The sequence below is a fragment of the Mesorhizobium sp. B2-4-7 genome, assembly GCF_006442685.1.
GTDB lineage: Bacteria > Pseudomonadota > Alphaproteobacteria > Rhizobiales > Rhizobiaceae > Mesorhizobium.
On the sequence record NZ_VFVH01000010.1, the window covers coordinates 106492 to 121671 of the forward strand.

Consider the following 15180-nt stretch of genomic DNA (forward strand, 5'->3'; position numbering starts at 1 on the left):
TGGTATCCAGAGAAGGTTAACCAAGCCTTTTCACGCGAGGCCCGGACCCGTGCTTACGTGGCGGAACCGCTTTTGCCGGCGTCGGAAATCGGGGTTGCCTTCCAACCCGCCAAATCATAAAAGCGATAGTGGATCACTGCAATCCTGGAACCGCCCTCCTCCGCAGCTTCCCGCTACAGGTGAGACGAAAGGCGGCTCCTTTCGCTCCATGCGAGAAGGGTTCAGGTGATCGCGACGAATTTCGCAGGTGTGCGCCCGTGGCGGGGGAATCGCCTGCGTGAGGAAAACGGCCGGGTTTGTCCCGCGCCGGCTCTGTATGAGCAAACAAGCTGGTCCGGTTTCCGGGCTTTGGTTCAAAAGGTTCTGCTGGTGACGATGGCTTCAAGCGCAATCATGGAAAGGTCCGCATCAAACCGCGCCAATATGGCTGCGGGCGGCACCGCCATGGCGCGCAGGCACCGTCCGGCGGACATTCAGACATCCGGCACCCACATTCATCCAGACACACAGCAGCGGCCCTTGCGCCGCAAGCTGCGGCTGACGGCTGCCGGGGGGAAACGAAATAATGCCCAACAAAATGCTGATAGACGCCTCCCACCCGGAGGAAACACGCGTTGTCGTCGTACGCGGTAATCGTATCGAAGAATTCGACTTTGAATCACAGGACAAGAAGCAGCTCAAAGGAAACATCTATCTCGCCCGCGTAACGCGCGTCGAACCCTCCCTTCAGGCAGCCTTTGTCGAATATGGCGGCAACCGTCACGGTTTCCTCGCCTTCAGTGAAATACACCCCGACTACTACCAGATCCCCGTCGCCGACCGTCAGGCGCTGCTGCGCGCCGAAGCGCAGGAAGCCGAGGACGAGGACGATGAGGACGGCGAAGGCGACGACCGCCAGAGCCGCGATCGCGGCCGGCGCGGGCGCCGGCGCGGCGGCAAGGGCCGCGACCGCGCAGAACACAAGCGCGATGCGAGCAGGGCCGATGCCGACGAGGCAACCGAAACGGCCGGCGAGGCAGGCGACGCCGACAATGGCAATGACGCCGTCTCGGAGAACACTTCCCACGGTTCGGAAACCATCGAACATGCGGCCGATATCCCGGAACAGGCCGCGGATGCATCCAATCGTGGCGAAGCCTCCCCCGAGCAGGGCGACGAATCTTCTGGGCAGGACGAAGGCGAGACCCGCGAGGGCGGCCCGACGTCGATCGCCGCCTCCGTCGACGCCGATGTGATTTCCGAACCCGTCCCGCTGACGGAACAGGGCAGTGAATCCAGCGACGATGATCGCGGCATGCTGGAAGAGGTTCAGTCTTCGCATCCGGACGATCACGAGGTCGAATCGGTCGGCGCCGAGGATGCCCTGGAGGAAGCGCGCAACCGCCGTAAGCCGATGCGCCGCCAGTACAAGATCCAGGAAGTGATCAAGCGCCGCCAGATCCTGCTGGTGCAGGTTGTCAAGGAAGAGCGCGGCAACAAGGGCGCAGCGCTCACCACCTATCTGTCGCTTGCCGGCCGCTATTCCGTGCTGATGCCGAACACGGCGCGCGGCGGCGGAATTTCGCGCAAGATCACCAGTGCTGTGGACCGCAAGCGCCTCAAGGAAGTGGTCGCCGATCTCGAAGTGCCGCAAGGCATGGGCGTCATCCTGCGCACCGCAGGCGAGAGCCGCACCAAGGCCGAGATCAAGCGCGATTACGAATATCTGATGCGGCTTTGGGAGAACGTGCGCAATCTCACGCTCCAGTCCACGGCCCCTGCCCTCGTCTACGAGGAAGGCAGCCTGATCAAGCGTTCGGTGCGCGACCTCTATAACAAGGACATCGACGAGATCCTCGTCTCCGGCGAAGAGGGCTACCGCGAGGCCAAGGACTTCATGCGCATGCTGATGCCGAGCCACGCGAAGGTGGTTCAGCCGTTCCGCGATACGACGCCGATCTTCGTGCGCAATGGCATCGAGGCGCAGCTTGACCGCATGCTGCAGCCGCAAGTGACGCTGAAGAGCGGCGGCTACATCATCATCAACCAGACCGAGGCGCTGGTCGCCATCGACGTCAATTCGGGCCGCTCGACCAAGGAGCACTCGATCGAGGACACCGCGCTCCACACCAATCTGGAAGCGGCGGAGGAAGTCGCCCGCCAGCTCAGGCTGCGCGACCTTGCCGGCCTGATCGTCATCGACTTCATCGACATGGAGGAGAACCGCAACAACCGTGCCGTCGAGAAGCGGTTGAAGGATCATCTCAAGAACGACCGCGCGCGCATCCAGGTCGGCCGCATCTCGCATTTCGGCCTGATGGAGATGTCGCGCCAGCGCATCCGCGCCAGCGTGCTGGAATCGACCATGAAGCCTTGCCCGCATTGCGGCGGCACCGGCCATGTGCGCTCCGATTCGTCTGTCGCGCTGATGGTGGTCAGGGCGATCGAGGAGTTCCTGCTCAAGGATTCGCGCAGCCACATCACGGTTCGCACGCCCGCGGCGACCGCGCTCTATGTGCTCAACCACAAGCGCGGCACGCTGGTGGAACTGGAAAGCCGCTTCGGCCTGACCATCACGCTCGAGGCCGACGACACGGTCGGTTCGCAGCATTATGCGATCTTCCGCGGCGCGCTGGCCGAAAAGCCTGAAGGCTTCGTCGAGGCACGCACCCTGCCGGCCTATGTCGAACCGGAAGAGCCCGAGGATGAGACCATCGTCGAGGAGGAAGACGAAGCACCGGCCCAGGCCGAACAGCCGCGTCAGCCGCAGCAAGGTCAGCACCAGCAGAGGCCCGGCGAAGAGGGCGAAGGCCGCGACCGCAAGCGCCGCAAGCGTCGCAGACGCCGCGGCGGCAAGGATCGCGATCGAGAACATGGCCACACCGACGGTGCTTCCGTGTCGGCGCAGGCCGACGAGTTGTCCACATCGGAAAGCCCGGTGAGCCGTGACGAGGCGGAAGCCGGCGACGAGGCTCCGGTCCCCGCGGCCGGAACTGCCGAAACGGCGGAAGCATCCGACGAGGGCCAGGGCAAGAAGCGTCGCCGCGGCAAGCGCGGCGGCAAACGCAACCGGCGCGAGGACGGCGAAGGCGAGGCCGAGGCAAGCGCCGATGAAGCGACCGAACCTTCCGGGGTCGATGCTTCCGAAAGCGAGCCTGCGATCGAGCCGGTAACCGTCGTGGCTGCGGAAGAGCCGGTGGCTCCAGTGAGCGACGAGGCGACGACCGCCGAGAAGCCCAAGAAGCCGCGGCGCGCAGCCAAGCCGAAGAAGGCAGCCGCCGAGGCTGTCGCCGAGGAGCCGATCGCTGAACTGGCCGTTCCGGCACCCGCCGAGACGCCAGCCACGGCATCGGACGAGGCGGCGGCAGCGACCGCCGAGGAAACACCGAAGGCCCGTCCGTCACGACGCAAGCCGGCGGCCATCGATGCGCCGATCGTGCCGGTGGTTTCCTCGACCGTCGCCGAAGAGCCGGAAACCAAGACCGAAGAGAAGCCGAAGCGCGCCGGCTGGTGGCAGCGGAAAGGTTTCTTCTGAGATTTCAGCCCTTTGAACTGACTTCCTGAATAAAAAAAATCCCGCGCCGGTCGAAAGACGGCGCGGGATTTTCATATCCGGTTTGCCGGAACGTTACGGCGCGAAGATCGACCAGTTCATCATCCTGGCAAGCTTTTCCAGGGCGATCGAGCCCAGCTTGGAATTGCCGTTGGCGTTGAGGCCGGGCGACCAGACGGCGAGCGAGGCGACGCCGGGCACGATGCCCAATATGCCGCCGCCGACGCCGCTCTTGCCCGGAATGCCGACGCGGAAGGCAAAATCACCGGAGCCGTCATAGTGGCCGCAGGTCAGCATCATGGCGCCGATGCGGCGTGCCCGCTCGACCGACACCACGGAATGTCCGGTCGCCGGATTTTTGCCGCCATTGGCGAGGAACCGGCCGGCCATCGCCAGCTGCCGGCAGCTCATGGCGATGGCGCAATGGTGGAAATAGACGCCGAGCGCCAGCTCCGGCGCATGATGAAGATTCCCGAAGGATTTCATGTAGTTGGCGAGCGCGAAGTTGCGATAGCCGGTGGCGCGCTCCGACGCTGCCACCTCGCGGTCGATGATGATGGTCTCGTCGTCGGCGAGGAACTGGATGAAGCGCAGGATCTCGCCGATCGCCTCGCGCGGCTGGTGGCCGGCAAGCAGGATGTCGGAGATGACAATGGCGCCGGCATTGATGAAGGGATTGCGCGGAATGCCGTTCTCATGCTCGAGCTGCACGATCGAGTTGAACGGATTGCCCGAAGGCTCGCGCCCTACCCGCTTCCACAGCGCGTCGCCGACATTGCCCAGCGCCAGCGTCAAGGTGAACACTTTCGAGATGCTCTGGATCGAAAAGGGCTGGTCGGCGTCGCCCGCCATCAGCACACGGCCGTCATTGGTGACGGCTGCGATGCCGAATTTCTTGGGATCAACCTTGCCGAGTTGCGGGATATAGGTGGCGACCTCGCCGCGATCGGTGCGTTCGGCCATTTCGACCGCGACTTCGGCCAGGGCCTGCTCGAGTTCCGGCATGGATCTACCTCAGCCAGCGTTCGATGCGCGCCAATGCCTCGACCATGTCGTCATGGCTGCCGGCATAGGAGAAACGCATAGTGCGGTGCCCGGCCTGGGTGTCGAAATCACGGCCGGGCGTGGCCGCGACATGCGCCTCGGCCAGCATCTTGCGGGCGAAAGCCATGCTGTCATTGCTGTGCCGGGTGACGTCGCAAAAGGCATAGAAGGCGCCATCCATCGGTGCGGCCAGCGGAAAGCCGAGCTCCGGCAGACGCGTCATCAGGAGCTCGCGGTTCCAGGCATAGCGACCCTTGACCGCTTCCAGCTCCTCGGTAGCGGCAAAGGCCTCGATTGCGGCGACCTGCGACAGTTCCGGCGGCGAGATGTAGAGGCTCTGCGCAATGCGCTCGATGGGCCGCACCAGCGCTTCCGGCAGCACCATCCAGCCGATGCGCCAGCCGGTCATGCAATAGTATTTCGAGAAGGAGTTGATCGCCGTGACACCGGTGCCAAAGGCGAGTGCCGTGGTGTCGGGCGCCGCATAGGCCAGCCGGTGGTAGATCTCGTCGGAGATGACGGCAATGCCGAGCGCCTCCGCCGTCCGGACCAGGTCCGCGAGATCATCGGCCGGAATGACCGCGCCGGTCGGGTTGGCGGGACTTGCGAACAGCACGCCCTTCAGCGGTTTTTCGCGATGCGCGGTCTCCAGGTGAGCGGCATGAAGATAGGCCGCGTCGCCGAGCTCTATCTCGATCACTTCGATGCCGAGCGCCGCCATGATGTTGCGATAGGCGGGGTAGCCCGGCGCTGCGATGGCGACGCGGTCGCCGGGATCGAACATTGCCAGGAAGGCGAGATTGAAGGCGGCCGAGGATCCCGTGGTTACCGCGATCCGGTCGGGCGCGACATCAAGCCCGTAGTGATCCCCATAGTGTTCGGCGATCGCCTTGCGCAATCCAGCCAGGCCCAGCGCATCGGTATAGCCAATGCGCCCGTCCTGCAAAGCCCTGGCCGCCGCGGCACGAACGCGGGCCGGAGCCGGATCGGACGGCTGGCCGACGGCCATGGAAATGACCGGCGCGCCCGTCGCTCTCAGCCGGTTCGCCTCGGCCAGCACATCCATGGCGTGGAAGGGTTCGACATTGCCACGGCGTGAGAGCGAAACGACCATTTTGACCTCGATCCGACGATTGAGCGCGCCACATCCTGGCGCATGCGCCGCACAAATGCCCGATTGGTGTGAGGATCACAAGTTGAGGAAGTTTTTCCGGTGCCGACTTTTCATCTTTCGCCCGCTCGTCTACCAGTGGACACGTCATGTTGAGCCGACCCAAATCGATAGTTGCCCGGGCAGCGCGCGTCGTTGCGACGCTTTCGCTTGGCGTCGCCGTCGCGGTGTCTGGTTCCATCAGCGCCTTCGCCCAGAACGTGCCGGTGGTGCGCGATGCCGAGATCGAGGCGCTGGTGCGCGACTACGCCCGCCCGATCTTCAAGGCCGCCGGTCTGGCGAATGACGGCATCGACATCGTCCTGGTCAACGACCAGAGCTTCAATGCCTTCGTCACCGGACGCCGGCTGTTCATCAACACGGGCGCCTTGATGGAAGCCGAAACGCCCAACGAGATCATCGGCGTCATCGCCCACGAGGCCGGCCACATCGCCGGCGGCCACCAGCAGAAACTGCGTGACCAGCTCGAGCGCGCCAAGACGATGGCCATCATCGCAACCTTGCTGGGCGCTGGCGCCATGGTCGCCGGGGCGACCACCAACAGCCGCGGACTTGCCGGCGCCGGCGTGGGCGTGGCGGCTGGCGGCGGCGAGATGGCGCAGCGCAGCATTCTCGCCTATCAGCGCACCGAGGAGATGACGGCCGACCGCTCGGCGATCACCTATCTCAACGCCACCGGCCAGTCCGGCATGGGCATGCTGAAGACGTTTCAGCGTTTCCAGACGGCCTTGTCGCTGTCGGGCGCGCAGGTCGATCCCTACCGGATCAGCCATCCAATGCCGCGCGATCGAATCTCCAACCTCGAAGTGCTGGTCAAGCAGAGCCCCTATCTCGACAAGGTCGATGCGCCGGCACTGCAATTGCGCCACGACATGATGCGGGTGAAGATCGCTGTCTACATGGAAGGCCAGGCCGCCGCGTCGCGGCTGATGCGAAAGATGCAGGGCAGCCTTGCCGCGCAGTATGGCGAGGCCCAATCGGCCTATCTTTTCGGCAACATCGCCACCGCACTCGCCAAGACCAACGCCTTGATCAAGGCCCAGCCCGGCAACGCCTATTTCCAGGAATTGCGCGGCGATATATTGATGAAGGCGAACAAGCCCAAGGAAGCTGCCGATGCCTACGCCAAGGCGGTCAGCCTCGACAAGGCGCGATCCGGATTGCTGCCGGTTTCGCTCGGCCAGGCGTTGATGGCGACGGGCACCCCAGACGCTCTGAAAAAGGCCGTGGTGCAGATCAACAACGGCTTGCGACGCGACAAGGAAAATTCCGTGGGATACCGCTATCTGGCGCAGGCCTATGGCGAACTGGGAGACATACCAGGCGCCGAGCTTGCCACGGCCGAGGGTCATTTCTATTCCGGTAACTACAAGGATGCGAAGATCTTCGCCATGCGAGCGCAGCAGCAACTCAAACGCGGCGAGCCGCGATGGATTCGCGCCCAGGACATCATAAACTACAAGCCGTCGGGCAAGGTATAGTGAACCTTCCGGCCGTGCGCTGCGACGCAGCCAGGCCGGAAAACAGGCAAAGGAACGGAACGATGAAAAAGGCACTGCTGCTGGGCACCACGGGAGTTGCGATAGCCCTTGCCATGCTGGCGTTCGGTTTCGTGGCCGGCAGCCCGCAAATCGCGGAAGCCGGTGCGGCGCAACCGCTTCAGACGGCAGCGGACGATACTAAGATCGACCGCACCGAGGTCGAAGGCATCATCCGCGATTATCTCCTGAAGAATCCGGAAGTGCTGCTGGAAGTCCAGGATGCGCTCGAGGCCAAGCAGAAAGAAGAGCAGCGCATTGCCCATCTCGGCGTCATCAAGGGCGCCAAGGAGCAGATCTTCAACTCCTCCTTCGACGGCGTGGTCGGAAACCCGAAAGGCAAGGTCACGATCGTCGAGTTCTACGACTACAATTGCGGCTTCTGCAAACGCGCCATCGAAGACATGCAGGCGCTGACCAAGGCCGATCCGGACCTGCGTTTCGTGCTCAAGGAGTTCCCGATCCTCGGCCCGGATTCGCAGAAGGCCAGCGTCGTCTCGATGGCCTTCCACCTGATGATGCCGCAGAAGTACGGTGAGTTCCACAATGCGCTGCTCGGCGGCCAGGGACGCGCCACCGAGGCGGCGGCGATCAAGGTCGCGCTTTCGCTCGGCGCCGACGAAGCGACGCTGCGTGAAAAGATGAAGGACCCGTCCATCACCGAAGCCTTCTCCAAGACCTACGATCTCGCCAACAAGCTGGCGATCACCGGAACGCCGTCCTATGTCGTCGGCAACGAGGTCGTGTTCGGGGCGCTCGGACAGGAAGTCCTGGCGGAGAAGATCGAGGCGGCGAAAGCCGCGCTTTGATCGGCCGCGGGTTTTCTTCACGGGCGCATTTCCGCCTGTTGTGGACAGTGAAAGAACGCACTTGCGCTCTTTCCGCGGGCGTCTATGCCCATTATAGAGGGCCCAGCGCCGGTTTGACGCCGGTGCCGGAAAAGGTCGGCATTTTTTGAAAACGGTTTTCGTCCTGAACGGTCCCAATCTCAACGCGCTCGGCAAGCGCGAGCCTGGCATCTATGGCGGCAAGACGCTTGCCACCATCGCGGACGACTGCAGAGAGGCCGGCGCGGCGCTCGGGCTCGAAATCGATTTCCGCCAGTCGAACCACGAGGGCGACCTCGTCGACTGGATCCAGGAAGCCGGCGACAAGGCCGCCGGCATCGTCATCAATCCCGGCGCCTATAGCCACACCTCGATCGCGATTCACGACGCCATTCGTTCCGTGGCGCCGCTGCCGGTCGCCGAGGTCCATCTTTCCAATATCCATGCGCGGGAATCATTCCGCCACGTCTCCATGGTCGCGCCGGTCGCTGTCGGCATGATCTGTGGCTTTGGGCCGCTCGGCTACACGCTGGCGCTTCAGGCGCTGGCCGCACGCCTATGACCGGCCAACAAACAGAAGGCTCGAAAATGTCGATAAAGAAGACCGGTGTTGACCAGCAGCTGATCCGCGACCTGGCGGGCATACTGAACGACACCAATCTCACCGAGATCGAAGTCGAGCTGGGTGACCTGAAGGTGCGCGTATCGCGGCAGGCGCCGGCGGTTCACGCGATAGCCGCGCCGCAGCCGGCCTTTGCGCCGGCGCCAGCGGCCCAACCTGCCACCGCAGCCGTTCCGGCCGCGGCCGACGTGTCGAAAAACGCCGTGGCCTCCCCCATGGTCGGCACCGCCTACCTGGCGCCCTCGCCGGATGCCAAGCCGTTCATCGAGATCGGCCAGAACGTCAAGGAAGGGCAGACGCTGCTGATCATCGAAGCGATGAAGACGATGAACCAGATCCCGTCGCCGCGCGCCGGCACGGTGACGGCGATCCTGTTCGAGGACGCACAGCCGGTCGAATACGGCATGCCGCTCGTCGTGATCGAGTAGAGCGGCCCTAATGTTCCAGAAGATTCTCATCGCCAATCGCGGCGAAATCGCGCTTCGGGTGCTGCGTGCCTGCAAGGAGCTTGGCATCCAGACGGTGGTGGTGCATTCGACCGCCGACGCCGACGCCATGCATGTTCGGCTCGCCGACGAGAGCGTATGCATCGGGCCACCGCCATCGCGCGACAGCTATCTCAATATCCACCAGATCGTCGCCGCCTGCGAGATCACCGGCGCCGACGCCGTGCATCCCGGCTACGGTTTCCTGTCGGAGAACGCCAAGTTTTCCGACATATTGGCCGCGCACAACATTACCTTTATCGGTCCGACCGGCGACCATATCCGTATCATGGGCGACAAGATCGAAGCCAAGCGCACCGCCAAGCGCCTCGGCATTCCGGTGGTTCCCGGCTCCGACGGTGCGGTGACCGAGGAAAAGGACGCCAAGCGCATCGCCGCAGAGATCGGCTATCCCGTGATCATCAAGGCGTCGGCCGGCGGCGGCGGACGCGGCATGAAAGTGGCGCATACCGAGGCCGACCTCGAAGTCGCCTTGCAGACGGCCCGCTCGGAAGCGGGCGCGGCCTTCGGCGATGACGCCGTCTATATTGAAAAGTACCTGCAAAAGCCGCGCCATATCGAGGTTCAGGTGTTCGGCGACGGCTTTGGCCGGGGCGTGCATTTCGGCGAGCGCGACTGCTCCTTGCAGCGCCGCCACCAGAAAGTCTGGGAAGAGGCCAATTCACCCGCGCTAAACGCCGAGGAACGCTCGCGCATCGGCGATATCTGCGCCAACGCCATCGCCGACCTCGGCTATTCCGGCGCCGGCACGATCGAGTTCCTCTACGAGAATGGCGAGTTCTATTTCATCGAGATGAACACGCGCCTGCAGGTAGAGCATCCGGTGACGGAGGCTATCACTGGCATCGATCTGGTGCATGAGCAGATCCGTGTCGCCTCGGGCGGCGGTCTTTCGGTCAAGCAGGAAGACATCCGCTTCCAGGGCCATGCCATCGAGTGCCGCATCAATGCAGAGGATCCGCGCACCTTCACGCCCTCGCCCGGCACGATCACCCATTTCCACACGCCAGGCGGCCTTGGCATCCGTGTCGATTCCGGCGTCTATTCAGGGTACAAGATCCCGCCTTACTACGACAGCCTGATCGGCAAGCTGATCGTGCACGGGCGCAACCGCGTCGAATGCATGATGCGGCTGCGCCGGGCACTGGACGAATTCGTCGTCGACGGAATCAAAACGACGTTGCCGCTGTTTCGCGACCTCGTCGGCAACGCCGACATCGCCAATGGCGACTATGACATCCACTGGCTGGAAAAATATCTGGCCAAAGGCGAATAGCCCCGGACTTGCCGCTATAATGAAGCGATGACTCGCCCCTACGCGCCAGGCTATCGTATCCCGACCGACCTTCTGCTCAAGGCCTACGCCTCGGGCGTCTTCCCGATGGCCGAAAGCGCCGCCGATCCGGAAGTGTTCTGGGTGCGGCCGGAGACGCGCGGCATCATTCCGCTCGACCGCTTCCACACGCCGAAAAGTCTGAAGAAGGCGCTTCGGCGAAACCTCTTCGACATCCGTTTCGACTTCGATTTCGAGGCGACGATCGATGGCTGCGCCGAAAGGCGCGAGGAGCGCCGTTCCACCTGGATCAACGCGCCGATCCGGGAGGCCTATGTGCAGTTGCATCGCATCGGCCATTGCCATTCTGTCGAGGCCTGGCGCGAGGAGCGGCTGGTCGGCGGCCTCTACGGTGTCTCCCTGGGGAGGGTGTTCTTCGGCGAAAGCATGTTTTCCCGGGAAACGGATGCTTCGAAGATCTGCCTTGTGCATCTCGTCGAACGCCTGCAGGCGCGCGGTTTCGCACTGCTCGACACGCAGTTCACCACCGAACACCTCAAGCGCTTCGGCGCAATCGACGTGCCGCGCGGCAAATACGAGAAGATGCTGGCCGACGCGCTGAAGGGTGAAGCGGTGTTTTTCCCCTGATGATCCAGCCCGTCAGCGGACCTTCGTTTCCAGCGGAGCCTGCGAATGGAACATCATCTTCCAGCCGTTGACGCGATGGACATAGCCGGTACTGACCAGCGCCGCGTAGGCTTCGCCATTGCCCTTCACGGCATGCGCCTCATAGGCCAGGATGACGATGTCGCTGCCTGGTCGACCACGCCCTTGAGATCGATCTCGAGATCACGCCATTGCTTGGGATCGGCGGCGGTTTCGGCGAGATCGGCATTGCTCATGGTCTGGGCCATCCGCGGAAATGCCACGAGGCACTCGGTGTCGGCATTGGCCGCGAAAAATGCCGAATCGCCTGTCCAGAAGCCCTTTTCGAGCTCAAGCAGTTCCTTGATGCTGGCGGTGATCCGCTTTCTGGCAGACATCGGAAAATCCTCCCGGCGCGCATCGTGTGGCCGTCAGGGCCCAACGCGTTGCCCTCAGGGCGGTTCCGAAGGATCAGTTGGTGCTGGTCGTAGGCGGTTCCGTGGCTTCCGGTTCGGCCGCAGCCGGAGCGGCCGTGGCATTCGGCTGGGCCGTATCGGGCTTGGCCGCATCGGTCTTGGCCGAATCGGGCGCTGGCACATCCGACTTCTGCTTGCAGGCCTTCAGCCAGACGTCATAGACGGCATGCTCGACGGCATTGAGACCAGGGCTTTCGGCAAACATCCAGCCAGTGAAGATGCGGCGGATCTTGCGGTCGAGCGTGATCTCGTCGACTTCGACAAAAGAATCGGTCTTCGGCTCCTCGTTCTGCGGCCGGGAGTAGCAGACGCGCGGCGTCACCTGCAAAGCACCGAACTGCACCGTCTCGTCGATATAGACGTCAAAGGTGATGATGCGGCCGGTGATCTTGTCGATGCCGGCGAATTCGGCGACCGGGTTGGTGATTCGGTCCGATCCCGGCGCCGGCGCGGGTGCGGCCGGCGTTGGCGAAGCGGCAAGTGCCGCGGTGCTAACGGTGAGCCCGGCGGCTACTATCAGTGCGCCCATCGATGTCAGGCTGAAAATGCTCATGCAGGGATACCGGTGGTTAGCGCCCGGGTGATTCTCTCTATCACAAAGGCTAGTCGCCGTTTTCTGATGAGCAAGCTGCTAGACACCAATTGTGGCGATAAAGGACCGACGCCCGCTTATGATCCGGGCGTCCAGGCGTCGTAGTCGCCGGTGACCTGCGGGCGGTGCTGGTTGGTCAGCACCGAGCCCTTCGGACGATAGGCTGAGGGCGAGCCGGTCAGGTTCGGTTGATGTGGCTTCTGCCAGTCGCGCGGCTTGTAATCGTCGCTCGGCGGCGCGACGTCGACGCGGTGATGAATCCAGCCGTGCCAGCCGGGCGGGATAGAAGAAGCCTCGGAATAATCGCGATAGATGACCCAGCGGCGCGTGCGTCCTTCGGAATCGACACCGCCTTCGTAGTAGACGTTGCCCACCTCGTCCTGCCCGACCTTCCTGCCGTGCCGCCAGGTGTGCAGGCGCGTGCCAAGCGTCTGGCCGTTCCACCAGGTGAAAAACTGCGTAAGGAAAGTCTTCATCTTCAAACCCTCGCGCCGATGGCGTCCGTTTCCTGCTTATGGCGTCAGCCCTTCGTGAAGGCAAGGGGCTTGCCGCCAAGAGGGCGCAAATGGCGCGCCGGTAAGGCGACACAAGCCGGTGATGCATTGCCGGCGCCGTATGGTGCTTGCCAACCACCCTCAGCCTTTCTAAAGCTCTGCGCGCGCGCCCCGTGCGGGTATCCGGCCGACCGTTGGCCGAGGGAGGTGACGATTGGCCAGGAAATCGCCGACCGCCGACATTCGCATCGGTGCCGACGCCATTCGCCGCCGAAAGCGTGACGTGCCGATCGTCTGTCTCACCGCCTATACCTACCCCATCGCCCGCCTGCTCGACGAGCATGTCGATCTGCTCCTCGTCGGCGACAGCGTCGCAATGGTCCTGCATGGCCACAAAACGACGCTGGGCGCCTCGCTGGAGATGATGATCGCGCATGGGCAAGCGGTGATGCGCGGCTCGGCCAGGGCTTGCGTCGTCGTCGACATGCCAGCCGGCAGCTATGAGGATTCGGCTGCCCAAGCGGTTGCCTCGGCGCGGCGTATCGTTGGCGAAACCGGCTGCCAGGCTGTGAAACTCGAGGGCGGCGTCGGTATGGCCCGGCAGATCGCCGCGGTCGTCGATGCCGGCATCGCGGTCATGGGCCATATCGGCCTGCTGCCGCAATCCGTCGAGAAGGATGGCGGCTACAGGATCAAGGGCCGGACCGACGAGAATGCGGCAGCGCTGTTTGCCGATGCGCGCGCCGTCGAAGAAGCCGGCGCCTTTTCGATGGTCATCGAGGGCACGGTCGAAGCGGTCGCGGCCGAAATCACCCACAGCATCGCCATTCCGACCATCGGCATCGGCGCCAGCGGCGTTTGCGACGGCCAGATCCTGGTCATAGACGACATGGTCGGGCTCACCGTCGACCGCGTGCCGAAATTCGTCAAGGAGTACGCCGATTTGCGCAGCGCGGTCTCGCAGGCGGCCGCACGTTACGCCAGCGAGGTACGACACCGGACATTCCCCGGTCCCGAAAATGTGTTTTCGGCCACCTTGGGCAAGGACAACAGATGAGCCGGCCCCTCGTCGTCGACACGGTCGCGGGCCTCCGCGCGCGGATCCGCGACTGGCGGCGCGACGGCCTTCGCGTCGCCATGGTGCCGACAATGGGCGCCTTGCACGAAGGGCACCTGTCGCTGATCCGGATCGCGCTTGAAAGAGCCGATCGCTGCATCGTCTCGATCTTCGTCAACCCGACGCAGTTCGCGCCGAGCGAGGATCTCGACAAATATCCACGTCAGCTCGCCCGCGATCTCGACCATCTGGCTTTGGCCGGAGCCGATCTTGCCTACACGCCTGGGGTTGGTGAGATGTATCCTGCCGACTTTGCCACCAAAATCTCGGTCGGCGGTCCCTCCGCCGGGCTCGAATCGGATTTTCGACCGACTTTTTTCGAAGGCGTCGCCACCGTCGTGGCGAAGCTGTTCCTGCAGGCGTCGCCCGACGTCGCGGTCTTTGGCGAAAAGGATTATCAGCAATTGTGCGTCGTCAGGCAGCTCTGCCGCGACCTCGACCTGCCCGTTGAAATCATCGGCGCGCCGACGATCCGCGACGCGCATGGCCTCGCCATGTCATCGCGTAACGCCTATCTCGGCGAGGCCGAACTCCAGATCGCCCGCCGGCTCAACGTGATCCTGCGCAAGGCAGCCGCGGCGCTGGCGGCCGGCGCCGACCAGAACGGCGCGACAGGCGAAGCCAGCCGCGCCCTACTCGCGGCCGGCTTCCACAAGATCGATTATGTCGAAGCTCGCGAGAGCCGGACGCTGACGCCGTGGCGCCGCAGGCACGAGGGCCGCCTGCTCGCCGCCGCCTGGCTGGGCAAGACCAGGCTGATCGACAATGTGGACGTCTCCACCACTTAGGCTGCGGCTCGACCGCTGAATTCGACCGCCGGATTGCGCACCCGAAAAGGTCCGCCGCTATGCGGCAAGCGGCCTTTCATAGACGAGGGCCGGGATAGCGGATTGGGCCGAACCGCAATTGTCGGTGCGGCCGGTCTGGACGAAGCCGTTCGCCTGGTAGAAGGCAATTGCGCGCGTGTTCTTCTCTTCCACTTCCAGCCGGATGGCGCGGGCCTCAGGGAAGCTTTCGATGATCTCGTCGAGAAGCATGCCGCCGATGCCCCGGCCCTGCAGGCGGGGCTGCACGTAAAGCTGCTTCAGCATGATCACGCCGCCGCCATCGACCGCTTCGGCAAATGCCATGCCGCCAATGCGCTGGCCATCGTCGGCGACGAGGAACTCGCTGTTCGGCTTTGCCAGCCGCGCCGCGAGCGAGGCGATCGAATGCCACGCATCGGTGATCTCTGTCACCCGTTCGGCGCCGTAGATGGCGTCGTAAGTCGCATGCCAGGTCTCGACCAGCAGCGCCCGGATGGCGGCGAGGTCGCGATCCCCGGCGGTGCGCACGAACATGGC

The 15180-nt window shown here is 63.8% G+C and carries 14 protein-coding genes and 1 pseudogene; 9 read left to right on the forward strand and 6 right to left on the reverse strand.

Going from position 1 to position 15180, the window contains the following annotated elements:
- Positions 1–565: 565 nt before the first annotated feature.
- Complete coding sequence (locus FJ946_RS23775; protein WP_140564622.1) at positions 566–3514, forward strand: ribonuclease E/G; 2949 nt, start codon at positions 566–568, stop codon at positions 3512–3514.
- A 93-nt stretch (positions 3515–3607) separates the two neighbouring features.
- On the opposite strand, the gene FJ946_RS23780 is transcribed toward FJ946_RS23775, so the two are convergent.
- Both FJ946_RS23780 and FJ946_RS23785 read right to left on the reverse strand, forming a co-directional pair.
- Positions 3608–4537: a glutaminase gene (locus FJ946_RS23780; RefSeq protein WP_140517635.1), complete on the reverse strand. Its 930-nt coding sequence runs from the start codon at positions 4535–4537 to the stop codon at positions 3608–3610.
- Between the two features lie 4 nt (positions 4538–4541).
- Complete coding sequence (locus FJ946_RS23785) at positions 4542–5690, reverse strand: aminotransferase class I/II-fold pyridoxal phosphate-dependent enzyme (RefSeq protein ID WP_140517636.1); 1149 nt, start codon at positions 5688–5690, stop codon at positions 4542–4544.
- Positions 5691–5836: 146 nt separating this feature from the next.
- Between FJ946_RS23785 and FJ946_RS23790 the strand changes: the two genes are divergently transcribed.
- The 6 genes from FJ946_RS23790 (at position 5837) to aat (ending at position 11161) form a co-directional block, all read left to right on the forward strand.
- Positions 5837–7228 carry a M48 family metalloprotease gene (locus tag FJ946_RS23790; protein ID WP_140564624.1) on the forward strand — a complete coding sequence of 464 codons (1392 nt, stop codon included), beginning with the start codon at positions 5837–5839 and terminating at the stop codon, positions 7226–7228.
- 62 nt (positions 7229–7290) lie between these two features.
- Positions 7291–8094, forward strand: a complete 804-nt coding sequence (locus FJ946_RS23795) for a DsbA family protein (RefSeq protein ID WP_140558690.1) — start codon at positions 7291–7293, stop codon at positions 8092–8094.
- Between the two features lie 145 nt (positions 8095–8239).
- Complete coding sequence (gene aroQ / locus FJ946_RS23800; protein WP_140493659.1) at positions 8240–8674, forward strand: type II 3-dehydroquinate dehydratase; 435 nt, start codon at positions 8240–8242, stop codon at positions 8672–8674.
- Positions 8675–8700: 26 nt separating this feature from the next.
- A complete protein-coding gene (gene accB, locus FJ946_RS23805; RefSeq protein ID WP_140493661.1) occupies positions 8701–9162 on the forward strand; it encodes an acetyl-CoA carboxylase biotin carboxyl carrier protein in 462 nt (153 codons plus the stop codon).
- Between the two features lie 10 nt (positions 9163–9172).
- Positions 9173–10516, forward strand: a complete 1344-nt coding sequence (accC, locus tag FJ946_RS23810) for an acetyl-CoA carboxylase biotin carboxylase subunit (protein WP_140564625.1) — start codon at positions 9173–9175, stop codon at positions 10514–10516.
- A 27-nt stretch (positions 10517–10543) separates the two neighbouring features.
- Entirely contained in the window at positions 10544–11161 is a 618-nt protein-coding gene (gene aat, locus FJ946_RS23815; protein ID WP_140517639.1) for a leucyl/phenylalanyl-tRNA--protein transferase, read from the forward strand.
- Positions 11162–11173: 12 nt separating this feature from the next.
- On the opposite strand, the pseudogene FJ946_RS23820 reads toward aat, so the two are convergent.
- The 3 genes and pseudogenes from FJ946_RS23820 to FJ946_RS23830 all read right to left on the reverse strand — a co-directional run bounded on the left by FJ946_RS23820 (position 11174) and on the right by FJ946_RS23830 (position 12702).
- Positions 11174–11556, reverse strand: a pseudogene (locus FJ946_RS23820) (hypothetical protein).
- A 73-nt stretch (positions 11557–11629) separates the two neighbouring features.
- On the reverse strand, positions 11630–12187 hold the full coding sequence (locus tag FJ946_RS23825; protein WP_140564627.1) for a DUF2155 domain-containing protein: 558 nt from the start codon (positions 12185–12187) through the stop codon (positions 11630–11632).
- 116 nt (positions 12188–12303) lie between these two features.
- Positions 12304–12702, reverse strand: coding sequence for an NADH:ubiquinone oxidoreductase subunit NDUFA12 (locus FJ946_RS23830; RefSeq protein ID WP_140493670.1), 399 nt, complete (start codon positions 12700–12702; stop codon positions 12304–12306).
- Between the two features lie 232 nt (positions 12703–12934).
- Between FJ946_RS23830 and panB the strand changes: the two genes are divergently transcribed.
- Entirely contained in the window at positions 12935–13777 is an 843-nt protein-coding gene (gene panB, locus FJ946_RS23835) for a 3-methyl-2-oxobutanoate hydroxymethyltransferase (RefSeq protein WP_140564629.1), read from the forward strand.
- On the forward strand, positions 13774–14625 hold the full coding sequence (gene panC, locus FJ946_RS23840) for a pantoate--beta-alanine ligase (RefSeq protein WP_140558685.1): 852 nt from the start codon (positions 13774–13776) through the stop codon (positions 14623–14625). Before panB ends, panC begins: the two co-directional genes overlap by 4 nt.
- Before the next feature lie 57 nt (positions 14626–14682).
- On the opposite strand, the gene FJ946_RS23845 is transcribed toward panC, so the two are convergent.
- Positions 14683–15177, reverse strand: a complete 495-nt coding sequence (locus tag FJ946_RS23845) for a GNAT family N-acetyltransferase (protein WP_140564630.1) — start codon at positions 15175–15177, stop codon at positions 14683–14685.
- Positions 15178–15180 lie beyond the last annotated feature (3 nt).